We start from the raw sequence: 22,090 nt of genomic DNA, 5'->3' as shown, positions 1-22,090 counted from the left end.
AATGACTGCTTTAATGTAAAAGTGATTATTCACTTGGAGGTGTGTAACCATCGATAACAACATCTTTGCCATCAAATAGGAAACCTTCCATTTCTGTTTCTAGAAGTTTACGGTGCTCAGGATCCATCATGTTCAATTTCTTTTCATTGATCAGCATGGTTTGTTTGTGTTGCCATTGTCCCCAAGCTTCTTTGGAGATGTTGTCAAAAATACGCTTACCTAGTTCGCCAGGGTAAAGTTGAAAATCTAGGCCATCGGCTTCTTTATTTAAACGAACGCAAAACACTGTGCGGCTCATGGTTATTCTCCATTAGAAATTTCGTACGGTAGGGCATCCAATAATTTTTGAACTGGTGCAGCTAACCCGACCGTCATCGGTTGAGATAAGTTATACCAAACTCCACGCGTTCCTTCCATTATCATGTTCGGTTTCTTCGTAAGAGTGATAAGTACAGGGGTAATATCAAGATGATAATGACTAAAAGTATGGCGAAAAGCGATTAGCTGTTGTTTTGATGCTATTTCAAAACCATAGTTTTCTGATAACTCATCAAGTGTGTTTGTTGGTTGTTCGGGAAAACAAAATAACCCTCCCCAAATGCCACTTTGTGGCCTCTGTTCTAACCAAACTTCACCATCATGATAGTAGATAGCAAACCACGCTTCTTTAACGGGTTTTTCTTTCTTTGGCTTTTTAGTCGGAAAATCTAATTGCCTATCTTGAGCTTTGGCTTGGCAAAGATCGTTTACTGGACACAATTCACATTTAGGTTTTGAGCGTGTACATACCATTGCACCCATATCCATCATTGCTTGGTTATAACGCTCAACACCTTGGTTTGGAGTGTGTGTTTCAGCCACCGTCCACATTTCATTCTCAACGCTTTTTTTACCCGGCCAGCCTTCAATTGCGAAACAGCGAGATAATGTTCTTTTAACGTTACCATCAAGAATTGGATGATGCTGTTGCAAAGAAAGCGATAAAACAGCGCCGGCTGTTGAGCGACCAATACCAGGAAGTGCAATTACATCATCAATATCTGTAGGGAAAATACCATTATATTGTTCAGCAATGATTTGTGCCGTTTTATGTAAATTACGAGCACGAGCGTAATAGCCTAGCCCTGTCCATAAGTGAAGAACTTCATCTTGCTCGGCATGTGCTAAATCAACGATTGTTGGAAATCGTGCCATGAAGCGTTCGAAATAAGGGATAACGGTAGTAACTTGAGTTTGTTGCAGCATGATCTCTGATAACCATACTTTATAAGGCGTTTTTTCTAACTGCCAAGGCAGCGTTTTTCGACCGTAATTATCGTACCATTCTAAAATAGCTTGAGAGAAAGACGTCATGACATGCTCATTCATTTTTATAATTCTTGAGATTGCACCACACTGTGATGAGTTTGTACACCCGATAGAAAGTAAGGATATATATTTGCTTTGAAGGTAAACCAATCGTAATTGTGTGTTAGATAAATTAAGTCTAAAGCGATTTATAATGGGAAAACGAAAGATAATACTTGAACACTGGGCTAAACTTTGGATAATGCCGGATCCACAATCCTTGTTCAGAGAATAACCAGGCAATCCAATCATGACTGAAGTGACTAAAAATGATTTTACCGAAGAAGGTAAAATTGTTCGTAAAATCCGTAGCTTTGTTCGCCGTGAAGGGCGTTTAACTAAAGGCCAAGAAGGTGCTATCCAAGAATGTTGGCCTAGCATGGGTATTGATTTTGTAGAGCAAATGCTTGATTGGAATGAAGTGTTTGGTAACAACAATCCAGTTGTTCTTGAAATCGGTTTTGGTATGGGCGCATCTCTTGTTGAGATGGCTAAAAACGCTCCAGAGAAAAACTTTTTAGGTATCGAAGTTCACCGTCCAGGTGTTGGCGCATGTCTTGCGGCAGCAAAAGAAGCGGGCGTAACTAACCTACGTGTTATGTGTCATGATGCAGTTGAAGTATTTGAATCAATGATCCCTGATTCATCTGTAAATACTCTACAACTTTTCTTCCCTGACCCATGGCATAAAGCGCGTCACCATAAGCGCCGTATCGTTAAAGCTGAGTTTGCTGAGATGATCCGTCCAAAGTTAATCCAAGGTGGTATTTTCCACATGGCAACTGACTGGGAAAATTACTCAGAGCACATGATTGAAGTAATGAATGCTGCACCGGGTTATGAAAACATTGCTACTGATGGTGATTTCATCCCTCGTCCAGATGAGCGTCCATTAACTAAGTTTGAAGCTCGTGGTCACCGTTTAGGCCATGGCGTTTGGGATATTAAATTCCGTCGTAACGCATAATTAGTATTGTCATAATACAACATAATTAAAGCCAACCTGAGTGTTGGCTTTTTTGTCCTTGCTGTCAAAAGGAAGTAGAAATAATGAAGCCAACAAAACAAATACTCGAAGATATTTTGGATGAAGTTCGTCCTCTTATTGGTCAAGGTAAAGTTGCTGATTACATTCCTGCTCTTGCTTGCGTTCCTAATGATAAGTTGGGTATTGCAGTATTTACTAATGATGGTGAAATGCTCACAGCAGGTGATGCGACAGAGTGTTTTTCTATTCAATCTATTTCAAAAGCGCTAAGTTTGACGTTGGCAATGGAACTGTATCAACCAGAAGAGCTATGGCAACGAGTTGGTAAAGAGCCTTCTGGGCAAGCATTTAATTCTCTTATTCAGCTTGAGATGGAACAAGGTGTCCCTCGCAATCCCTTCATAAATGCGGGAGCGATTGTTATTTCAGATATGCTGTACAGTCGCTTTTCTGCTCCAAAGCACCGATTATTAGAATTTGTTCGTAAGCTATCAGGTAATGAGCATATTATTTATGATCGCGTGGTGGCTAATTCGGAAATGGATCATAGTGATCGAAATGCTTCCATTGCTTATTTGATGCGCTCGTTTGGTAATTTTGATAATGAAGTCATGCCTGTTCTTAAAAACTATTTTCATGCATGTGCATTGAGTATGAACTGCGTAGATTTGGCGCGTACTTTTGGTTATTTAGCTAATAAAGGCATTCAGCAAGGGATCAGTGATCCTATTGTAACACCAATGCAATGTAAGCAGATTAATGCATTAATGGCGACATGTGGTTTATATGATGGTGCTGGTGAATTTGCTTATCGTGTCGGTATGCCTGGAAAGTCAGGTGTTGGTGGCGGCATTATTGCCATCGTTCCTGGTGAAATGACTATTGCAGTATGGTCACCAGAGCTTGATCCATCAGGGAACTCGCTTGCAGGCACTAAAGCATTAGAGTTGCTTTCAGAACGTATCGGACGTTCGATATTTTAAGATAAGAATAGGATTAAGGACGGTCGCAAGCTCCCTAAAGGTTTCAGGAAAAGATTCTTTGCTCTTACTGAAACCTTTAAGTGAAGCGATCTGAAGCCTGCTCTTAATCCTCATCCCCCATAAATGCTTCTAACATATCATTCAAAAACAGTTTCCCGTGCTCTGTGATCTGCCAATGCGTCTCGGTTTCTTCTAAGTATTTTTTCTCTTTCGCCCAATCAATGGTCTCTTGAATAGTATCAAAGCCTAATCCAGTTTTATCAATGAAATCTTGCTTAGGACACGCTTCTAATAGACGAAAACGGTTCATGAAAAACTCGAAAGGTCTATCGTGATCCATTACCTCTTGCTCATCAATTAAGTAAGGTTTTGTTAGATCCAGAAATCCGCGAGGGTGCTTAATTTTCGTGGTTCTAACAATACGGCCGTCAGAAAAACTCAATTTACCATGAGCACCACAACCAATACCCAGATAATCCCCAAAGCGCCAATAATTTAAGTTATGGCGGCACTGATAACCCACTTTACTGTAGCCAGATATTTCATACTGAACATAACCAGCCTTAGCAAGCATTTGATGACCCTGCTCAAAAATATCCCATAGATCGTCGTCATCAGGGAGTGTTGGTGGCTTATAGTAAAATACGGTATTTGGTTCAATGGTTAATTGATACCAAGATAAGTGAGGAGGGTTAAGATCAATAGCTTGCTGTAAATCAGACAGTGCATCCTCAATATTTTGGTTTGGTAAACCGTGCATAAGATCGAGATTGAAGCTGTTTAATTGTGCTTCATGAGCAAGGTGCGCTGCTCGAATCGCTTCATCTTTACCGTGAATTCGACCAAGCTTTTCTAACTTTTCTTGCTGAAAGCTTTGTACACCAATAGAAATACGGTTAACGCCTGCTTGTCGATATTCAATAAAGCGACCAGCTTCAACGGTTCCCGGATTGGCTTCCATTGTGATCTCAATATCATCAGCAAAAGGAAGGCGTTTTTCTACTTCACTTAATAGGCGCTTTATTTCTGGAGCCGTAATTAAGCTAGGTGTACCACCACCAATAAAAATAGAATGCAGCTTACGAGGTTCATTTTGCATATTATAACGAGCAAGATCCGTATCAAGATCATCAATCAATGCTGAAATGTATTGCGCTTCTGGGATCTCAGTCTTTAAAGCGTGAGAGTTAAAGTCGCAATATGGGCATTTCTGAATACACCAAGGGATATGTATGTACAAGCTTAGAGGTGGTGGAATAAGCATTACTTATTGACCTTCTTTTAATGCAGCGAAGAGTTTTTTCAGGGCTTGGCCACGGTGAGAAAGTTGTTTTTTACGTGCAGGTTCAAGTTCAGCAGATGAACAGTTATCTTCACTTACCCAGAAAATAGGATCATAACCGAAGCCATTTTCACCTTTTTGCTCTGTGGTGATATGGCCTTCCCATGTTCCATGACAAATTAATGGTGTTGGATCATTTTCATGTTTCATCAGAACTAAAACACAATGGAAGCGAGCTGTACGTTTTTCAGCAGGAATACCTTCCATTGCTGTTAGCATTTTATCAATGTTCTTTTGATCCGTAGCTCCTTCGCCAGAGTAGCGAGCAGAGTAAACACCCGGAGCGCCATTTAGTGCATCAACTTCTAAACCTGAATCATCAGCAATAGCTGGTAAGCCCGTTTCTTTTGCTGCATGACGCGCTTTGATGATGGCATTTTCAATGAATGTTGTGCCTGTTTCAGCTACATCAGAGACGTTGTATTCGCTTTGCGCTACGACATCGAAACCAAAATCCGCTAGGATGTCGGCCATTTCACGAACTTTACCTTGGTTGCCCGTTGCTAATACGATTTTACTCATAATGGTTCTCTTACTCTTCTACGTAAAACTTTTGGTTGAACTTTAACTTGCCAGCGCCTTTAGTACCAGCAGAGACATCAATATCAAAGCGAAAGGTTTCTTCATTGGTAATGGGCAATTCAGCAATATAGTAAATGGCATTTTGTTCTTTGATTTCTCTAAAGGTCAGTTGTTTAGTTTGACCTAATAGATTCTTTGCACTACCTGATATTGTTGCTGAAATTGCCGGCTTTCCTGCTTGAGATATATCTAAGACGCTGATATTTAATAACGCATTGTAGCCAGAGCGTTTTAGTTGGTAGGCTCTAGCTACTTTTGGTGTTAAAAATGTGGAATTGAATGCCGAGTAGTGTACTTCGACATTTTTTATTTGTACAAATTGTCCTGCAAAACTGGGTAAACTAAAAATAAACAGTGACAACAGTAATAGCGTTTTTTTCATATTACTCTCCTTATAAAAATGGCTTCCATATAAAAAAGCCGAGGGTTAACTCGGCATTAATCGTTATTTTTATACTAATAGCTGTTGGATTTCATTCGGTATGAGCTCAGGGGAGTGAATTCGAACTTGTTTATGTCGATTCAACTCGCCTTTTTCTACCGTAATTTTTCCTTTAGCGACTTTGAATAACTTGGAGAAGTACTTAATTAAATGCGCATTCGCTTTTCCATCAACAGGAGGAGCAGTAATGGCTATTTTTAACTCTTCACCGTGTATTCCAACTATCTGATCGCGACTGGCTTTAGGTTGTAAATACAGTCGTAAGATCAGATCGTCTTTATCATATTTAACTGGCATAGCGAGATTACAAGCTGTACCAGATTGGGCCAATTAAATCGCCCATTAAGAAGTTAGCAAATTGAAGAACAATAAATAACACTAATACACTTAAATCCAGTCCACCCATTTGAGGCAAGATCTTACGGATTGGAGCAAGCATAGGTTCTGTTAATTGGTGCATTACGTATTCAATTGGGCTACGACCTTGGCTAACCCAGCTTAAAATTGCACGAACTAATAAGATCCAGAACAGTAAACCACCAGCCGCTTTAGCAAGTGCGATTAAACCGATAAATAGAAACTCAGGGCCAAATGCGACGCCACCAGAAACAACAAGTTGCAGTGCGACAAATTTAACCACACACAATACATAAGCAAATAGTACCGTTGCTAGGTCTAAGCTACCGATTGATGGGATCACTCGACGTAGAGGAGATACTACTGGTTGAGTTGCTTTAACAATAAATTGTGAGAATGGGTTATAGAAATCTGTTCGCGCCATTTGTAACCAGATACGTAAAATCACGACCATGATGTATAGATCAAAAACGGTTGAGATTAAAAAGCTCATTGCATTCATAGTATGTTTAACCTTAGAAATATCAGAATTGAGTTAGCTTTAAGGATCTTAAAATAAAGATTCCATTTCTTCTGCACGAGACACAGCAGCTTGCATTGCTTTTGCTACGATCTCTTGCAGTTGATGTTCATTAAACGTGCGCAGTGCTTCAGCAGTAGTTCCGCCTTTTGACGTGACTTGCTCACGTAGTGTTGATAATTGTGTTTCTGGATTTGCTACAACCATTTCTGCTGCACCAAGAGCCGCTTGTTGTACAAGTAGACGAGCGGTTGCTTCATCAAAGCCTTGCTTAATAGCCTCGGCTTGCATGGCTTCCATAAATAAAAAGAAATACGCAGGAGCGCTTCCTGCTGCTGCAATTACAGAGTTTATTCCTGATTCTTGCTCAACCCAACACACTTCACCAACAGCAGATAGTAAATCGCTTGCGAAGTTCTTATCTTGCTCTGTAAGGTGTTCGACCGCAAATAAGCCACTCATGCCTTTACCCACTAAAGCTGGGGTGTTTGGCATAACCCTTACTAAGTTTAGTTCACTAGCAAACATCTCATTGAGGCGTTTTGCGGAAATACCAGCAGCGATAGAAATGACTAGCTTATTTGAGAAATCAATGTGCTGTAGAGGTTCTGCTGCCATTGCCATCATTTGTGGTTTTACAGCTAGAACAATCACATCAGCTTGCTGTGCTGCTTGTAAATTATCAGTGTTGGTATGGATACCGTAGCATTGAGATAAATGGTCTAGTTTTTCAGTACTAGGGTTAGTAGCCGTGATTTTATCTTTTGGATAACCACTGCTAATTAGACCCGCAATAATTGAGCGAGTCATGTTACCTGCACCAATAAAAGCAATATTGCGATGTTCCATTTCTATTCCTTTTAGGGTCAATAGACCTTAGTTGTTGTGAGCATATGATATCAATTCGTTTTACTTGAAATTGATAGCAGATATTATTCTTTGTTTTTATAATCTCTAGCACCAAAAATGGCAGTACCAATACGTACCATTGTTGAACCCGCTTCGATTGCAGCGTCCATGTCGCCACTCATTCCCATCGATAGAGTATCTACTTGAGGGTATTGTGCTCGTAATTGATTTTGAATGGAAGTAAGTTGTTTAAATGCCGCCAATTGCTCTGCATAATTAGAAACATTCGCAGGAATAGACATCAATCCACGTAAGGTTAGATTTGGCATTGTATGAATGGCTGAGGCAAGCTCCATCACTTCTTCAGCAGTCGTGCCTGATTTACTCTCTTCAGAACTAGTATTGACCTGAATAAGTACATTTAGTTCGCCTAGTTCGGAAGGACGTTGGTCATTTAAACGTTGGGCGATTTTAAGGCGTTCTACTGAGTGAACCCAGTCAAAATGTTCTGCAATAGGGCGTGTTTTATTCGATTGAATTGGACCAATGAAATGCCACTCAAGAGAGGTGGTAGGGTGTTGTTTTTGAAAGTATTGAACCTTCTCTATACCTTCTTGAACGTAGTTTTCACCAAAAATACATTGGCCAGCTTCTATCGCTTGTTCGAGTAACTCGATAGGTTTTGTTTTACTTACCGCCAGCAATTGCACTGAATCGGGGTTTCGACCACATTTTTGAATGCTATTCTCTATTTGATGAGTGATTTGATTGATATTTTGCTTAATACTAGTCATAGAAACGATTACCGAGGAAAATTATGGACATCACAGAACTACTGGACTTTAGTGTAAAACAAAACGCATCAGATCTACACCTATCTGCAGGAGTTCCTCCTATGGTACGTGTGGATGGTGAAGTGCGTAAACTGACATTACCTGATTTTACACATGCCGATGTTCATCGTTTAGTGACTGACATTATGAATGATGCTCAGCGCAGTGAATTTGAAGATAAATTAGAAGTCGATTTTTCATTTGAGTTACCTAATATTGGTCGCTTTCGTGTCAATGCATTTAACCAATCCCGTGGTTGTGCTGCCGTGTTTCGAACTATCCCTGTTGATATTCCTTCATTAGAGCAATTAGCGGCACCTCAAGTGTTCACCGATATTGCAAAATATCAAAAAGGATTAGTGTTAATTACTGGACCGACAGGTTCAGGTAAGTCGACAACTTTAGCAGCTATGGTTGATTACATTAACGAGAACTACAACAAGCACGTACTTACGATTGAAGATCCGATTGAATTTGTTCATAAGAATAAAAAGTGTTTGATTAACCAACGTGAAGTTAATCGTGATACCCATAGTTTTAAAGCGGCACTTCGTTCAGCTCTGCGTGAAGATCCTGATGTTATCTTAGTTGGTGAATTACGTGATCAGGAGACGATCAGCCTTGCTCTGACAGCCGCTGAAACTGGACACTTGGTATTTGGTACCTTGCACACGAGTTCAGCTGCAAAAACTATTGACCGTATTATTGATGTTTTTCCTGGTAGTGATAAATCTATGGTTCGCTCAATGCTATCTGAATCATTAAGAGCCGTGGTGGCACAAACCTTACTTAAACGTATCGGTGGTGGTCGTATTGCGTGCCATGAAATAATGATAGCGACACCAGCTATTCGTAACTTAATCCGTGAAGACAAAGTCGCTCAAATGTATTCAATTATTCAAACGGGGTCTTCTTTTGGTATGAATACCATGGAGCAGAATGCAAAGAAAATTATTGCTCAAGGTTTGGTTGATCCGGATGAAGTCGTTAAGAAAGTTGAAATGAGCAGCATAGGGTTTTAGTCATGACATTGGATCAAATACTGAAACAAATGATCGCTTTAAAAGCATCGGATATTTACTTAACGGTTGATGCTCCTTGCTTACTAAGAGTGAATGGTGAACTTCAAGCTTTAGGCCACAAACAGAGTATTGAATCAGTCACCGTTTTGCTTGCTGAGATGATGGATGAAGAGCGTCAAGAAGAGTTTAATGAAAGCTTAGAAGCGAACTTTGCCATTGTGAAAGAATTTGGTCGCTTTCGTGTGAGTGCTTTTTGGCAGCGAGAGCAACCTGGTGCAGTGATACGTCGTATTGAAACCAAAATTCCGTCCATGGAGTCACTAAATCTTCCAGAAGTAATGAAAGAATTAGCCGTCACTAAGCGTGGATTAGTGTTAGTGGTGGGCGCAACGGGTTCAGGTAAATCAACGTCAATGGCTGCGATGACAGGTTATCGAAATGATAACCGAAGTGGTCATATCTTAACGGTAGAAGATCCAATTGAGTTTGTGCATCCTCATAATAAATGCATCGTGACTCAGCGTGAAGTTGGGCTTGATACTGAAAGTTATGAAGTGGCATTAAAAAACTCGTTACGCCAAGCACCAGATATGATTTTAATTGGTGAGATCCGTAATCGAGAGACAATGGAATACGCCATGAGCTTTGCTGAAACAGGTCATTTATGCATGGCAACATTACATGCAAATAACGCTAACCAAGCATTAGAGCGAATTTTGCATCTTGTTCCTAAAGAGAGTAAAGAGCAGTTTTTGTTTGATTTATCCATGAACCTAAAAGGGGTCATGGCACAACAGTTAGTTCCGGATATGAATGGTAATGGTCGTCATGGCGTCTATGAAGTATTACTAAACACGCCACGCGTTGCTGACTTGATCCGTCGTGGTGATTTGCATGAACTTAAATCGACCATGGCTAAGTCACGTGAGTCAGGAATGCAGACGTTTGATCAAAGCTTATTTGAACTGGTGATGGATAAGAAAATATCAGAAATGGAAGCGTTGCATAGTGCGGATTCAGCTAATGATTTACGCTTGATGTTGAAAACAAAAAGAGGGGATGCGTTCTCTTCATCTACATTGGATAATGTGTCGATATCGTTAGACTAAAAAAGCAGGGTTCAGGACGCTTCGCGCTTAGGATTCAGAGACGTTTGTTGTAAGTATTGCACTTACAACGAGTACCTCTGAACCCTTTAAGGGAGCTTGCGACCGATCTGAAACCTGCTCTTATGCTTTTAGCTCCACTGATTCTCAAACCAGCTCTCTAAAATAACCACAGCTGACTGACAGTCAATATTGCCTTTCGACAGTGCTTTATACCCACCAAACTCGAATAAATCAGCACGAGCTTCAGCGGTTGATAAGCGTTCGTCGTGTAATTCAACTTGTTTACCAAAACGACCATGTAGGCGATTAGCAAATTTCTTTGCTCGTGGCGTAATGGTGTCGAGCTCTTTACCGTGAAGATCGGTTGGTAAACCAACAACGATTAAATCTGGGTTCCACTCTTTAATTTGTTTTTCAATATCATCCCAATTAGGGGTGCCATCTTGAGCTTTAAATGCTTTTAGTGGACTTGCTGTTCCTGTGATTTCTTGTCCAATCGCAGAACCAATGCTCTTGGTTCCGAAATCAAAGGCCATAATGGTGCGTGAACTCATGCGTGTCCAATCTCACTTGATAAGTTTGCAGGGTTAATTCCCAGTAGTTGTAATGCTTTACGCCAACGATCAGGAATAGGAGTATCGAAAATAACGCTTGGGTCTGCCTCTAAAGTCAGCCATGTATTCTCTGATAATTCTTTTTCAAGCTGTCCACCTTCCCATCCAGAGTATCCTAGTGCAACAAGATATTTATATGGCTGGTATTCTGTACCTAATGTAGCAAGAATATCTTTTGAGGTTGTTACTGATAACTCATCAGTCACTTGAATGCTTGATAAGTAGTTATCTTTATTTGAATGAAGAACAAAACCACGATCATCCGACACCGGCCCACCATTTAATACTGGTTGGCTTAATGTTTGAGGGAAAATGATAGGTGATGGATTATCTAGTTCTATTTGATCTAGCATTCCTTTTAATGAAATCTGTACAGGCTCATTGATGCGTAAGCCCATGGTTCCATCTGAATCATGTTCACAAATATAAATAACGCTTCGTTGAAAGAACGGATCTTTCATACTAGGCATAGCAACTAAAAAATGATTTTTTAAATTCACAGAGCCTCCCGGAAAGCGAGATTAATACCAATGTAGATACCGTTAAAAATAACGCATAAACCAATTGGTATTAATATTGAGGAGCTGCCTCCTCAATACAGTTAGAATGTGATTAAGCGTTAATTCGGCGCTCAATTGCATCCATTAATTTGCCTGTAATCGAAATATCAAAAGCGGCTTCAATTTCTTTAATACAGGTTGGGCTTGTTACATTAATCTCAGTTAGCTTGTCGCCAATCACGTCGAGTCCTACAAAGATTAGACCCTTTTCTTTCAATGTTGGAGCTACTGCATTGGCTATTGCCCAGTCAGTCTCACTTAATGGACGCGCTTCGCCTGTACCACCTGCAGCTAAATTGCCGCGAGTTTCGCCTTTTGCCGGAATTCGAGCTAAACAGTAAGGCATTGGCTCACCATCAACCACAAGAATACGCTTATCACCGTTACTAATATCAGGAACAAAAGTTTGTGCCATGCAGTAGTTTTGCCCGTGATTAGTTAATGTTTCGATGATCACTGATACATTTGGATCGCCTGCTTTTACTCGGAAAATAGAAGCACCACCCATGCCATCTAGAGGCTTAAGGATCACATCACCATGCTCTTCACGGAAAGCTTTAATTTTTTCAGCTTTGCGAGTCACTAATGTTGTAGGCGTTAGTTCTGGGAACCAAGCGGTGAATAGTTTCTCGTTACAATCACGTAGGCTCTGAGGTTTGTTTACAATCAGTGCACTTTGAATCTCTGCTCTTTCTAGAATATACGTCGCATAGATGTATTCTGTATCGAAAGGTGGATCTTTTCGCATTAATATCGCATCAAGATCAGCAAGATCGATGGTTTGCTCTGATTGGAATTCATACCAACCTGTAGGGTCATCTTTTAGTGTAACGATTTTGGTATCAGCAACCGCTTTGCCTTGATCTAAATGCAGGTCACTCATTTCCATGTAATGAATTTCCCAACCACGTTTTTGAGCTTCAAGCATCATGGCAAAGCTAGAGTCTTTTTTGATGTTAATGGATGAGATTGGATCCATTACGATACCGAGTTTGATCATTGTGTTTCTCCAGTTAGCCAAGATCGCCAAAACGAACTTGTAGGGCTGTAATTGCGGTAAGCGCTGCGGTTTCTGTTCGTAGAACACGAGGACCAAGCAGCGTTTCTTCAAATTGATATTGCTCTGTCATGCTAATTTCATCAGACGATAAACCGCCTTCAGGACCAATTAACAAGCGCACATTTGTTACCGGTTCAGGAAGTGTGTTGATTGAGTATTTTGCTCGTGGATGAAGGTTGAGTTTTAACCCATCGTACTCTTCTGCACACCATTCTTCTAATGACATAATAGGACGAATTTCAGGAACGGTATTGCGTCCACACTGTTCACATGCTGCAATTGCAATTTTTTGCCATTGATCTAATTTCTTTTCAAATCGTTCTTTATTTAATTTAACGCCACAGCGTTCAGAGATCAGTGGTGTAATCACATTCACACCCAATTCGACCGATTTTTGAATGGTAAATTCCATTTTATCGCCACGAGAAACAACCTGACCTAAATGTAAGTTAAGTGGTGATTCGCTGCTACGCTCAATACGCTCAGTGATTTCCACTTCAACACTCTTTTTTGACGCTGAAGTGATCACGGCTGGAAACTCAGATCCGCTTCCATCAAACAGAAGTACAGATTCACCTTCTTTCATTCGCATTACACGACCAACGTGATTTGCTGCATCATCACTTAAATTCACTTTTCCTTGTGAAGGAAGAAGCTCTGGGTGGTGGATTCTTGGTATTCTCATGGTCTACTTTTCTTTAACTATCTTGTATTTAAGGATGGAGGTTAAAGTATGCTTTTTCAACCTCTAATTATGTCTATTTGCGACATGCTTTGTAGACAAACTGATTATGGTTGCCTTGAATTTTAGCAATGCGCTTATCTCGTTCACACTCCCATTCAGATACTGGGTATTGCTTGTCCCATGCATTCATTAGCTGACGTTGTGACTTCGATAAATTGAAACGATACTCTTGGTTCATGTATAAATAAGTACGAGCAATAGCACCTCTTGATTGTGCTGGTGGCTCAGCGATACGTCCTTTGAAATCCACTTTGAAGGCACACTGGCCGTAATATGCGCCTTTATTGCCATTCCATTGTGAGAAATGGAAATTAGAGCGGTCACCATTTACTTCGCCAATTGCTGGAACAAGGTTATGTAAATCAGCTTCCATTAACTTAAATTGCTTATCTTTTCGGGTGCAGTTTTTACGGCCCCCGTCTTGCCAACATTGACGTTGGTGGCCAAATTGCCATGCTGGAACGACGTGTTCCCATTCGATTCGGCTTGCACGTTTTTCTTGTTTACGCACGTTATAACCACAACTTTGTAAATCAGGAATACCTTTCTTTTTATCTTTCCAAGTAATGTCACAGCCACAATAAAATGAAGTTGGGTGATCTAAATAGATTTTGACTGCTTCTTTTTTGGCTTTTGAAAATGAAGAAGGGGGAGCGGCTAATACATTAAATGCAGAGCCAATAGCGATAATGCTAATAAGTAAGCGGATTAATTTCATAATAACTACTACTGATGATTGTATTAATCCAGTAAGAGTAGCTTATTGTTAAACCGCTTTATAGATAAATTAATTATTAGAAGTTGTTAATTTAACTACAGTTGATTTTTGCTCTAGACAGTTTTAATGGAGATTGACAGTTTTTACATACATATTGAGTCTGTTTTTTTTGCACTCGATTGTGGCGACGCACCGTTAATTCGTGTGTCGAGCATTTACAACGATAAGGAAAGGTTTTTCCTTTAACCGAATCTACACTGAAACTGTGTGTTGTACGAGCGGGAAGGTTGAATACTTGATTCATTACTCCTTGCCATTCTTTTCCATGAGGGCGCACACGGCCATACAATTTGAATGTGATTAGGTGAGCGATTTCGTGAGGGATCACTTCATTAATAAACGTGTATTGATTTTCTTCTAATAAAATAGGGTTAATGCGTATTTCCCAACCTTGAAGACGTGCTGTCCCTGCGATTTTTCCACGCTGAGTAAATTTGATTTCTGGCAGAGAAAAAGGACGATTAAAAAAGGTAGAAGCTTGTTGAATACATTGTTGTGCTTTTGCTATTGATGCTTGTTGAAGTGGGGTCATTACGTCTCTTTATTATCGGTTTTCAAACTTCCGGAAAGGAAGAACGATTAAATAGACCATTTCAAAGAAGATTAATCAATAGATGGGAAGATATTATTCATGCTGTAAACATAAAAAAGGAAGCTGAAGCTTCCTTTTTAAATTCAGAAATAAGTAAATAATACTTATTTAATACCAGCAAAATCTCGAAGGATTGCTGCTTTATCAGTTGCTTCCCATGGGAACTCTTCACGACCGAAGTGACCGTAAGCTGCTGTCTTCTTATAGATAGGCTGAAGAAGGTGAAGCATTTCTTGTAGGCCGTATGGGCGTAGGTCGAAGTTTTGACGAACTGCTTCAATGATGATGTCGTGAGATACCTTTTCAGTACCGAACGTTTCAACCATGATAGATGTTGGATCAGCAACACCGATTGCGTATGAAAGTTGGATTTCACAACGATCAGCCATGCCAGCTGCTACGATGTTTTTCGCTACGTAACGTGCTGCGTATGCTGCTGAACGGTCAACTTTTGATGGATCTTTACCAGAGAATGCACCGCCACCGTGACGAGCTGCACCGCCGTATGTATCAACGATAATTTTACGACCAGTAAGACCACAGTCACCCATTGGGCCACCGATAACAAAACGACCTGTTGGGTTAATAAAGAAATTAGTGTCTTTATTTAACCATTCAGCAGGCAGTACTGGCTTGATGATTTCTTCCATTACCGCTTCACGAAGATCTGGTGTTGTTACAGAATCACAGTGTTGTGTTGAAAGAACAACGGCATCAATACCAACAATTTTGCCTTGGTCGTATTGGAACGTTACTTGAGATTTTGCATCTGGGCGTAGGAAGTCTAATTTGCCACTCTTACGTACTTCAGCTTGTTTTTGAACAAGTAGGTGAGAGTAGGTAATTGGAGCTGGCATTAAAATTGGCGTTTCGTTAGTTGCGTAACCAAACATGATACCTTGGTCACCAGCGCCTTGTTCTTTAGGGTCTGCTTTATCAACACCTTGGTTGATGTCTGGAGATTGCTTACCAATTGTGTTTAGTACGGCACAAGAGTTTGCATCAAAGCCCATGTCTGAATGTACGTAGCCGATTTCACGAACGGTTTCACGAGTGATCTCTTCGATATCAACCCATGCAGAAGTGGTTACTTCACCACCAACCATCACCATGCCAGTCTTTACGTATGTTTCACACGCAACACGCGCTTTTGGATCTTGTTCTAAGATCGCATCAAGTACTGCATCTGAAATCTGATCTGCAATTTTATCTGGATGACCTTCTGATACTGACTCAGAGGTAAATAGGTGCTTAGCCATAAGGGAGCTCCACTTCTATAAATAATAAGTTCTAAAAATACCCACAATCTATATAAGTCTATACGTTTAACAGTGTAGGTGTTTTTCCATCTAGACGTCCATAATAAAGTAAAATTGATTAATTACAACTCATTTAGTTTAAGAAAATAAATATAAGACATAACCAATCGTTTGCGTTTTGCTGTGAGATTTATCGGTATAAATCCCGTTTTCTGTCAAAATCGTGAAAAAAAGCGTCTTATTTACTAAGTAATCGTTTGCAGTGCCGATGAGGCTTTGCGACAATACGCACCTGCAAATTTAGGTTAATCAATAGTGATTAACTTGCTCAACAATATAGTCCTTCGAATTTTCAGGAGCAGGCATGTCTTCACGTAAACATCTAGCAAATGCAATCCGCGCTTTAAGCATGGATGGTGTTCAACAAGCAAATTCTGGTCACCCAGGCGCACCTATGGGTATGGCAGATATCGCTGAAGTATTATGGCGTAGCCACCTAAATCACAACCCGCAAAATCCAGAGTGGGCTGACCGCGACCGTTTCATTCTTTCAAACGGCCATGGATCTATGCTGATTTATTCTCTGCTTCATCTTTCAGGTTATGACCTGTCTATCGAAGACTTAAAGAATTTCCGTCAACTGCATTCTAAAACTCCAGGTCACCCTGAGTATGGTTATGCGCCAGGCGTAGAAACAACTACGGGTCCATTAGGCCAAGGCATCACTAACGGTGTTGGTATGGCGATGGCTGAAAAAGCATTAGCTGCACAATTTAACCGTGAAGGCCACGATATCGTTGATCACAACACATACGTGTTCATGGGCGACGGTTGTTTAATGGAAGGTATCTCTCACGAAGCGTGTTCACTTGCTGGTACGTTAGGTCTAGGCAAATTAATCGCATTTTGGGATGACAACGGTATCTCTATTGATGGTGAAGTTGAAGGCTGGTTCTCTGATGACACGCCTAAGCGCTTTGAAGCATACGGTTGGCACGTAATTCCAGCGGTTGATGGTCACGATTCAGACGCTATCAATGCAGCAATTGAAGCGGCTAAAGCGGATCCTCGTCCTTCTTTAATTTGTACTAAAACAGTAATTGGTTTTGGTTCTCCAAATAAACAAGGTACACATGACTGTCACGGTGCTCCATTAGGCGCTGAAGAAATTGCAGCAACTAAAGCTCAATTGGGTTGGGAACACGGTGCATTTGAAATTCCTGCAGACGTGTATGGCGAGTGGGATGCAAAAGAAGCGGGTTCTGAAAAAGAAGCGGCTTGGAATGCAAAATTCGATGCATACGCTGCGGCATACCCTGAATTAGCAGCAGAATACAAACGCCGTGTAAATGGTGACTTACCTGCAGAATGGGAAGAAAAAGCAAATGCAATTATTGCTGATCTTCAAGCTAACCCTGCAAATATCGCATCACGTAAAGCATCTCAAAATGCACTAGAAGCGTTTGGTGCTATGTTACCTGAATTCATGGGCGGCTCTGCTGACCTTGCACCATCTAACCTAACCATGTGGTCTGGTTCTAAGTCACTTGAAGCAAATGATTTCTCTGGTAACTACATTCACTACGGTGTGCGTGAATTCGGTATGACAGCAATCATGAACGGTATTGCTCTGCACGGTGGCTTCGTACCATACGGCGCAACGTTCCTAATGTTCATGGAATACGCTCGTAACGCAATGCGTATGGCTGCACTAATGAAAGTGCAAAACATCCAAGTGTACACACACGACTCTATCGGTCTTGGTGAAGATGGTCCAACTCACCAACCAGTTGAGCAAATCGCATCGCTACGTTTAACACCAAACATGAGCACATGGCGTCCATGTGACCAAGTTGAGTCTGCTGTAGCATGGAAACTGGCTATCGAGCGTAAAGATGGTCCTTCTTCTTTAATCTTCTCTCGTCAAAACCTTGCACAGCAAGAGCGTACACAAGAGCAAGTTGCGGATATTGCTAAAGGCGCTTACATCCTTAAGGATTGTGAAGGCCAACCTGAACTTATCCTTATCGCAACAGGTTCAGAAGTTGAGCTAGCAGTTGAAGCGGCAGCACAATTGACAGCAGAAGGTAAAGCGGTGCGTGTTGTTTCAATGCCATCAACAGATGCATTTGATAAGCAAGACGAAGCATACCGTGAAGCAGTACTTCCATCAGCGGTAACTAAACGTATCGCAATTGAAGCGGGTATTGCTGATTTCTGGTACAAGTATGTTGGTTTCGGTGGCAAGATCATCGGCATGACAACATTTGGTGAGTCAGCGCCTGCTGATGAGCTATTCAAAATGTTTGGTTTCACTACTGAAAATGTAGTAAACACGGCGAAAGAACTTTTAGCTTAATTAAAAAAGCATTAGCTTAATTTAGCGATAAGTAAAAATAAGATGAAGAGCGAAGTTATTGAAAGGTAACTTCGCTTTTTTGATCCTTTAAGAAAAAAACGAAAAGAGTACAATAACCGCAAATGGAAAAAGAGAGTTATGTATTATGTTGAGAGTGGCAATAAATGGATTTGGCCGAATTGGTCGTAGTGTACTTCGAGCGTTATACGAGAGTGATAAGCGCGATAAAATAGAAGTGGTGGCGGTTAACGAGTTATCACAGCCTGAAGCGATGGCACACTTATTTCAATATGATTCAACTCACGGACGCTTTCAATACAAAGTCACCCACGATCAAGAATACCTTTATATTGATTTACCTGACGGCTCTCAAGATAAGGTTCGCATATTACATCAAGCGGATCTTTCTCTTTTACCATGGCAATCGTTAGAGGTTGATTTAGTTTTGGATTGTACGGGAGTGTACGGTTCTAAATCTGATGGTGAAAAACACATCGAAGCAGGCGCTAAAAAAGTTCTGTTTTCTCATCCTGGTGGTACTGATTTAGATAACACTATTATTTATGGTGTGAATCACGATACGTTATTACCAGAACATCGAATTGTTTCTAATGGATCATGTACTACCAATTGCATTATTCCTGTTATTAAAGCGATTGATGATGCGTTTGGTATCGATTCTGGCACCATTACCACCATCCATTCTTCAATGAATGATCAACAAGTTATTGATGCTTACCATTCTGATTTACGTCGTACTAGAGCCGCTAGCCAATCTATTATTCCTGTTGATACTAAGTTGCATAAAGGTATTGAAAGAATATTTCCGAAATTTTCTAACAAGTTTGAAGCGATTTCTGTGCGAGTACCAACGGTAAACGTAACTGCAATGGATTTAAGTGTAACAATTAATACAAATGTGAAAGTTAATGACATAAATCAAACCATTGTTAACGCATCTCGGTGTACATTACATAACATTGTTGACTATACTGAAGCGCCGCTTGTTTCTATCGACTTTAATCATGATCCCCATAGCGCCATTGTCGATGGATCACAAACAAGGGTGAGTAATGGGCATTTAGTTAAAATGCTAGTTTGGTGCGATAACGAGTGGGGGTTTGCTAATCGGATGCTAGATACCGCATTAGCAATGAGTAAATAAACTCAGTAATCAGTAAATTTGTGATGAAAAGATAAAAAAGATGAATTTTTATCTTGAAAAAAGTGAACTGCATCCCTATTTACTGAATAATGCAGTAAGAATTTAATCGGTTTGGCAATGACGCCGAGCTTGAAAACTTTTTATTATTTAATTGAGAGGACAAAACATGTCTGTAATCAAGATGACTGACCTGGAACTTGCAGGTAAACGCGTATTTATCCGTGCTGACCTAAACGTACCAGTTAAAGATGGTAAAGTAACTTCTGATGCACGTATCCTTGCATCTCTACCAACTATCAAGCTTTGCTTGGAAGCTGGCGCTAAAGTAATGGTTACTTCTCACCTAGGTCGTCCAACGGAAGGCGAGTACAACGAAGAGTTCTCTCTAGCTCCTGTAGTTAACTACTTGAATGACGCACTAGATTGTGACGTTAAGCTAGCAAAAGATTACCTAGATGGTCTTGAACTGAACGCTGGTGAATTAGTTGTTCTTGAAAACGTGCGCTTCAACAAAGGCGAGAAAAAGAACGAAGAAGAGCTTTCTAAGAAATACGCAGCATTATGTGACATCTTCGTAATGGATGCATTTGGTACTGCTCACCGTGCACAAGCATCTACTCATGGTGTTGGCATGAACGCTCCTGTAGCGTGTGCTGGTCCTCTACTAGCTGCTGAACTTGAAGCACTTGGTAAAGCTATGGATAACCCAGAGCGTCCACTGGTTGCTATCGTTGGTGGTTCTAAAGTTTCTACTAAGCTAACGGTTCTTGAGTCTCTATCTAAAATTGCTGACCAACTTGTTGTTGGTGGTGGTATCGCGAATACATTCATCGCAGCTGAAGGTCACAACGTAGGTAAATCACTATACGAAGCTGATCTAGTTGAAACTGCTCAAAAGCTAATGAAAGAGTGTGCAATTCCAGTTGCTACTGACGTTGCATGTGCGAAAGCATTTGACGAAAACGCTGAAGCTGAAATCAAACACGTTTCTGAAGTTCAAGATGACGATATGATTTTCGACCTTGGTCCAGATTCAACAGCGGCACTTGCTGAAATCATCGGCAATGCGAAAACAATTCTTTGGAATGGCCCAGTTGGCGTATTCGAATTCAAAAACTTCGAAGCGGGTACAGCAGGTATCTCTAAAGCAATCGCTGAATCTGCAGGTTTCTCTGTAGCGGGTGGTGGTGATACACTAGCAGCTATCGACAAGTTCGGTATTAAAGCTGACGTATCTTACATCTCTACAGGTGGTGGTGCATTCCTTGAGTTCGTTGAAGGTAAAGTACTTCCAGCAGTAGCAATGCTTGAAGAGCGTGCTAAAGCATAATTATTTAAGAGCGGGAATCTAATCATTCCCGCTTTTTACGTTTGTTGATGGCAAGGTTTATTGATACAATACCGACAGTTGTGAGCAAACGTTTGCAAAAGTTTAAACGTAAGTTTTTTAATTTTTAAAACGATAGAATAAATAGGACTATTTCCATGTCTAAGATCTTCGATTTTGTAAAACCTGGTGTTATTTCTGGCGACGACGTACAGAAAGTATTTGAAGTAGCAAAAGAAAACAAATTTGCTCTTCCTGCAGTAAACGTAGTTAACACTGATTCAATCAACGGTGTTCTAGAAGCTGCTTCTAAAGTTAAAGCTCCAGTTGTTGTTCAATTCTCTAACGGCGGTGCTGGTTTCTTCGCTGGTAAAGGCGTTAAACTTGAAGGTCAAGGTGCTCAAATCCTTGGTGCTGTAGCTGGTGCTAAATACGTTCACGCTGTAGCTGAAGCTTACGGTGTTCCAGTTATTCTTCACACTGACCACGCTGCTAAGAAACTTCTTCCATGGATCGACGGTCTACTAGACGCTGGTGAAGCATTCTTCGCTGAAACTGGTAAGCCTCTATTCTCTTCTCACATGATCGACCTTTCTGAAGAGTCTCTAGAAGAAAACATCGAAATCTCTGGCAAATACCTTGAGCGTATGGCTAAGATGGGCATGACTCTAGAAATCGAACTAGGTTGTACTGGTGGTGAAGAAGACGGCGTTGATAACTCTGATATGGACGCTTCTGAGCTTTACACTTCTCCTGAAGATGTTGCATACGCATATGAGAAACTAAGCGCTATCAGCCCACGTTTCACTATCGCTGCATCTTTCGGTAACGTACACGGTGTTTACCAAGCTGGTAACGTTGTACTTACTCCAACTATCCTACGTGACTCTCAAGCATACTGTGCAGAGAAGTTCGGTATCGCACCTAACGCTCTAAACTTCGTATTCCACGGTGGTTCTGGTTCTTCTGAAGCTGAAATCCAAGAGTCTATCGGTTACGGTGTTATCAAAATGAACATCGATACTGATACACAATGGGCTACTTGGGACGGTATCCGTACTTACGAAGCTGAAAATCGCGATTTCCTACAAGGTCAAATCGGTAACCCAACTGGCGAATCTGCGCCAAACAAGAAGTACTACGATCCACGCGTATGGCTACGTGCTGGTCAAGCTTCTATGGTTACTCGTCTTGAGAAAGCATTTGCTGACCTTAACGCAATCGACGTACTATAATTTTTATTATAGACAGCTCGAA

The 22,090-nt window shown here is 40.7% G+C and carries 24 protein-coding genes; 8 read left to right on the top strand and 16 right to left on the bottom strand.

The window, feature by feature from the left end; translation table 11 throughout:
• Positions 1–25 precede the first annotated feature (25 nt).
• Positions 26–298, bottom strand: coding sequence for an oxidative damage protection protein (locus GNP81_RS11290; RefSeq protein WP_005417551.1), 273 nt, complete (start codon positions 296–298; stop codon positions 26–28).
• Positions 299–300: 2 nt separating this feature from the next.
• On the bottom strand, positions 301–1,353 hold the full coding sequence (mutY, locus tag GNP81_RS11285; RefSeq protein ID WP_155674791.1) for an A/G-specific adenine glycosylase: 1,053 nt from the start codon (positions 1,351–1,353) through the stop codon (positions 301–303).
• A 244-nt stretch (positions 1,354–1,597) separates the two neighbouring features.
• Here mutY and trmB point away from each other — a divergent pair, with 244 nt between their 5' ends.
• Together trmB and glsB are read left to right on the top strand one after the other, a co-directional pair.
• A complete protein-coding gene (gene trmB, locus GNP81_RS11280; protein WP_005417556.1) occupies positions 1,598–2,314 on the top strand; it encodes a tRNA (guanosine(46)-N7)-methyltransferase TrmB in 717 nt (238 codons plus the stop codon).
• Between the two features lie 83 nt (positions 2,315–2,397).
• Complete coding sequence (gene glsB, locus GNP81_RS11275) at positions 2,398–3,318, top strand: glutaminase B (RefSeq protein ID WP_155674790.1); 921 nt, start codon at positions 2,398–2,400, stop codon at positions 3,316–3,318.
• Between the two features lie 103 nt (positions 3,319–3,421).
• Here glsB and hemW read toward each other — a convergent pair whose 3' ends face one another.
• From hemW to GNP81_RS11240, 7 genes are all read right to left on the bottom strand, one after another.
• Complete coding sequence (gene hemW, locus GNP81_RS11270; RefSeq protein WP_155674788.1) at positions 3,422–4,582, bottom strand: radical SAM family heme chaperone HemW; 1,161 nt, start codon at positions 4,580–4,582, stop codon at positions 3,422–3,424.
• A 3-nt stretch (positions 4,583–4,585) separates the two neighbouring features.
• Positions 4,586–5,182 carry an XTP/dITP diphosphatase gene (locus GNP81_RS11265; protein WP_155674786.1) on the bottom strand — a complete coding sequence of 199 codons (597 nt, stop codon included), beginning with the start codon at positions 5,180–5,182 and terminating at the stop codon, positions 4,586–4,588.
• Positions 5,183–5,192: 10 nt separating this feature from the next.
• Complete coding sequence (locus tag GNP81_RS11260; RefSeq protein WP_012533186.1) at positions 5,193–5,624, bottom strand: DUF4426 domain-containing protein; 432 nt, start codon at positions 5,622–5,624, stop codon at positions 5,193–5,195.
• A 69-nt stretch (positions 5,625–5,693) separates the two neighbouring features.
• A complete protein-coding gene (gene yggU, locus GNP81_RS11255) occupies positions 5,694–5,981 on the bottom strand; it encodes a DUF167 family protein YggU (protein ID WP_005417561.1) in 288 nt (95 codons plus the stop codon).
• 7 nt (positions 5,982–5,988) lie between these two features.
• Complete coding sequence (locus GNP81_RS11250) at positions 5,989–6,543, bottom strand: YggT family protein (protein ID WP_155674784.1); 555 nt, start codon at positions 6,541–6,543, stop codon at positions 5,989–5,991.
• Positions 6,544–6,591: 48 nt separating this feature from the next.
• Positions 6,592–7,410, bottom strand: coding sequence for a pyrroline-5-carboxylate reductase (gene proC / locus GNP81_RS11245; protein ID WP_155674782.1), 819 nt, complete (start codon positions 7,408–7,410; stop codon positions 6,592–6,594).
• 83 nt (positions 7,411–7,493) lie between these two features.
• Positions 7,494–8,204, bottom strand: coding sequence for a YggS family pyridoxal phosphate-dependent enzyme (locus GNP81_RS11240; RefSeq protein WP_155674780.1), 711 nt, complete (start codon positions 8,202–8,204; stop codon positions 7,494–7,496).
• Positions 8,205–8,227: 23 nt separating this feature from the next.
• On the opposite strand from GNP81_RS11240, the gene GNP81_RS11235 reads away from it, so the two are divergent.
• Both GNP81_RS11235 and GNP81_RS11230 read left to right on the top strand, forming a co-directional pair.
• Positions 8,228–9,265 (top strand): type IV pilus twitching motility protein PilT, encoded by a 1,038-nt coding sequence (locus GNP81_RS11235; protein ID WP_005417568.1) that lies wholly within the window; start codon positions 8,228–8,230, stop codon positions 9,263–9,265.
• Positions 9,266–9,267: 2 nt separating this feature from the next.
• The gene (locus GNP81_RS11230; RefSeq protein ID WP_155674778.1) at positions 9,268–10,374 is read left to right on the top strand and encodes a PilT/PilU family type 4a pilus ATPase; all 1,107 of its coding nucleotides are present in this window, start codon (positions 9,268–9,270) and stop codon (positions 10,372–10,374) included.
• A 128-nt stretch (positions 10,375–10,502) separates the two neighbouring features.
• On the opposite strand, the gene ruvX is transcribed toward GNP81_RS11230, so the two are convergent.
• The 7 genes from ruvX to metK form a co-directional block, all read right to left on the bottom strand.
• Positions 10,503–10,928, bottom strand: coding sequence for a Holliday junction resolvase RuvX (gene ruvX / locus GNP81_RS11225; RefSeq protein ID WP_012533754.1), 426 nt, complete (start codon positions 10,926–10,928; stop codon positions 10,503–10,505).
• A complete protein-coding gene (locus GNP81_RS11220) occupies positions 10,925–11,488 on the bottom strand; it encodes a YqgE/AlgH family protein (RefSeq protein ID WP_005417575.1) in 564 nt (187 codons plus the stop codon). The genes ruvX and GNP81_RS11220 overlap by 4 nt, the downstream gene beginning before the upstream one ends.
• 112 nt (positions 11,489–11,600) lie before the next feature.
• Positions 11,601–12,548, bottom strand: a complete 948-nt coding sequence (gene gshB, locus GNP81_RS11215; protein WP_155674776.1) for a glutathione synthase — start codon at positions 12,546–12,548, stop codon at positions 11,601–11,603.
• 13 nt (positions 12,549–12,561) lie between these two features.
• A complete protein-coding gene (rsmE, locus tag GNP81_RS11210) occupies positions 12,562–13,293 on the bottom strand; it encodes a 16S rRNA (uracil(1498)-N(3))-methyltransferase (RefSeq protein WP_155657724.1) in 732 nt (243 codons plus the stop codon).
• A gap of 73 nt (positions 13,294–13,366) precedes the next feature.
• Positions 13,367–14,071 carry an endonuclease gene (locus GNP81_RS11205; protein ID WP_155674774.1) on the bottom strand — a complete coding sequence of 235 codons (705 nt, stop codon included), beginning with the start codon at positions 14,069–14,071 and terminating at the stop codon, positions 13,367–13,369.
• Between the two features lie 91 nt (positions 14,072–14,162).
• Complete coding sequence (locus GNP81_RS11200) at positions 14,163–14,663, bottom strand: SprT family zinc-dependent metalloprotease (protein WP_155657725.1); 501 nt, start codon at positions 14,661–14,663, stop codon at positions 14,163–14,165.
• A gap of 164 nt (positions 14,664–14,827) precedes the next feature.
• The gene (gene metK / locus GNP81_RS11195; RefSeq protein WP_155674772.1) at positions 14,828–15,982 is read right to left on the bottom strand and encodes a methionine adenosyltransferase; all 1,155 of its coding nucleotides are present in this window, start codon (positions 15,980–15,982) and stop codon (positions 14,828–14,830) included.
• Between the two features lie 364 nt (positions 15,983–16,346).
• Here metK and tkt point away from each other — a divergent pair, with 364 nt between their 5' ends.
• The 4 genes from tkt to fbaA all read left to right on the top strand — a co-directional run bounded on the left by tkt (position 16,347) and on the right by fbaA (position 22,068).
• The gene (tkt, locus tag GNP81_RS11190; RefSeq protein ID WP_012534052.1) at positions 16,347–18,341 is read left to right on the top strand and encodes a transketolase; all 1,995 of its coding nucleotides are present in this window, start codon (positions 16,347–16,349) and stop codon (positions 18,339–18,341) included.
• A 145-nt stretch (positions 18,342–18,486) separates the two neighbouring features.
• Positions 18,487–19,506, top strand: coding sequence for an erythrose-4-phosphate dehydrogenase (epd, locus tag GNP81_RS11185; RefSeq protein WP_155674771.1), 1,020 nt, complete (start codon positions 18,487–18,489; stop codon positions 19,504–19,506).
• Between the two features lie 166 nt (positions 19,507–19,672).
• Positions 19,673–20,836: a phosphoglycerate kinase gene (locus tag GNP81_RS11180; RefSeq protein WP_005417586.1), complete on the top strand. Its 1,164-nt coding sequence runs from the start codon at positions 19,673–19,675 to the stop codon at positions 20,834–20,836.
• 155 nt (positions 20,837–20,991) lie between these two features.
• On the top strand, positions 20,992–22,068 hold the full coding sequence (fbaA, locus tag GNP81_RS11175) for a class II fructose-bisphosphate aldolase (RefSeq protein WP_012533692.1): 1,077 nt from the start codon (positions 20,992–20,994) through the stop codon (positions 22,066–22,068).
• Positions 22,069–22,090: the final 22 nt, after the last annotated feature.

The organism is Aliivibrio fischeri (genome assembly GCF_009727955.1).
Taxonomy (GTDB): Bacteria; Pseudomonadota; Gammaproteobacteria; order Enterobacterales; family Vibrionaceae; genus Aliivibrio; species Aliivibrio fischeri_A.
The sequence above is the reverse complement of the archived record's forward strand: the minus strand, read 5'-3'. Positions and strand labels throughout refer to the sequence as shown.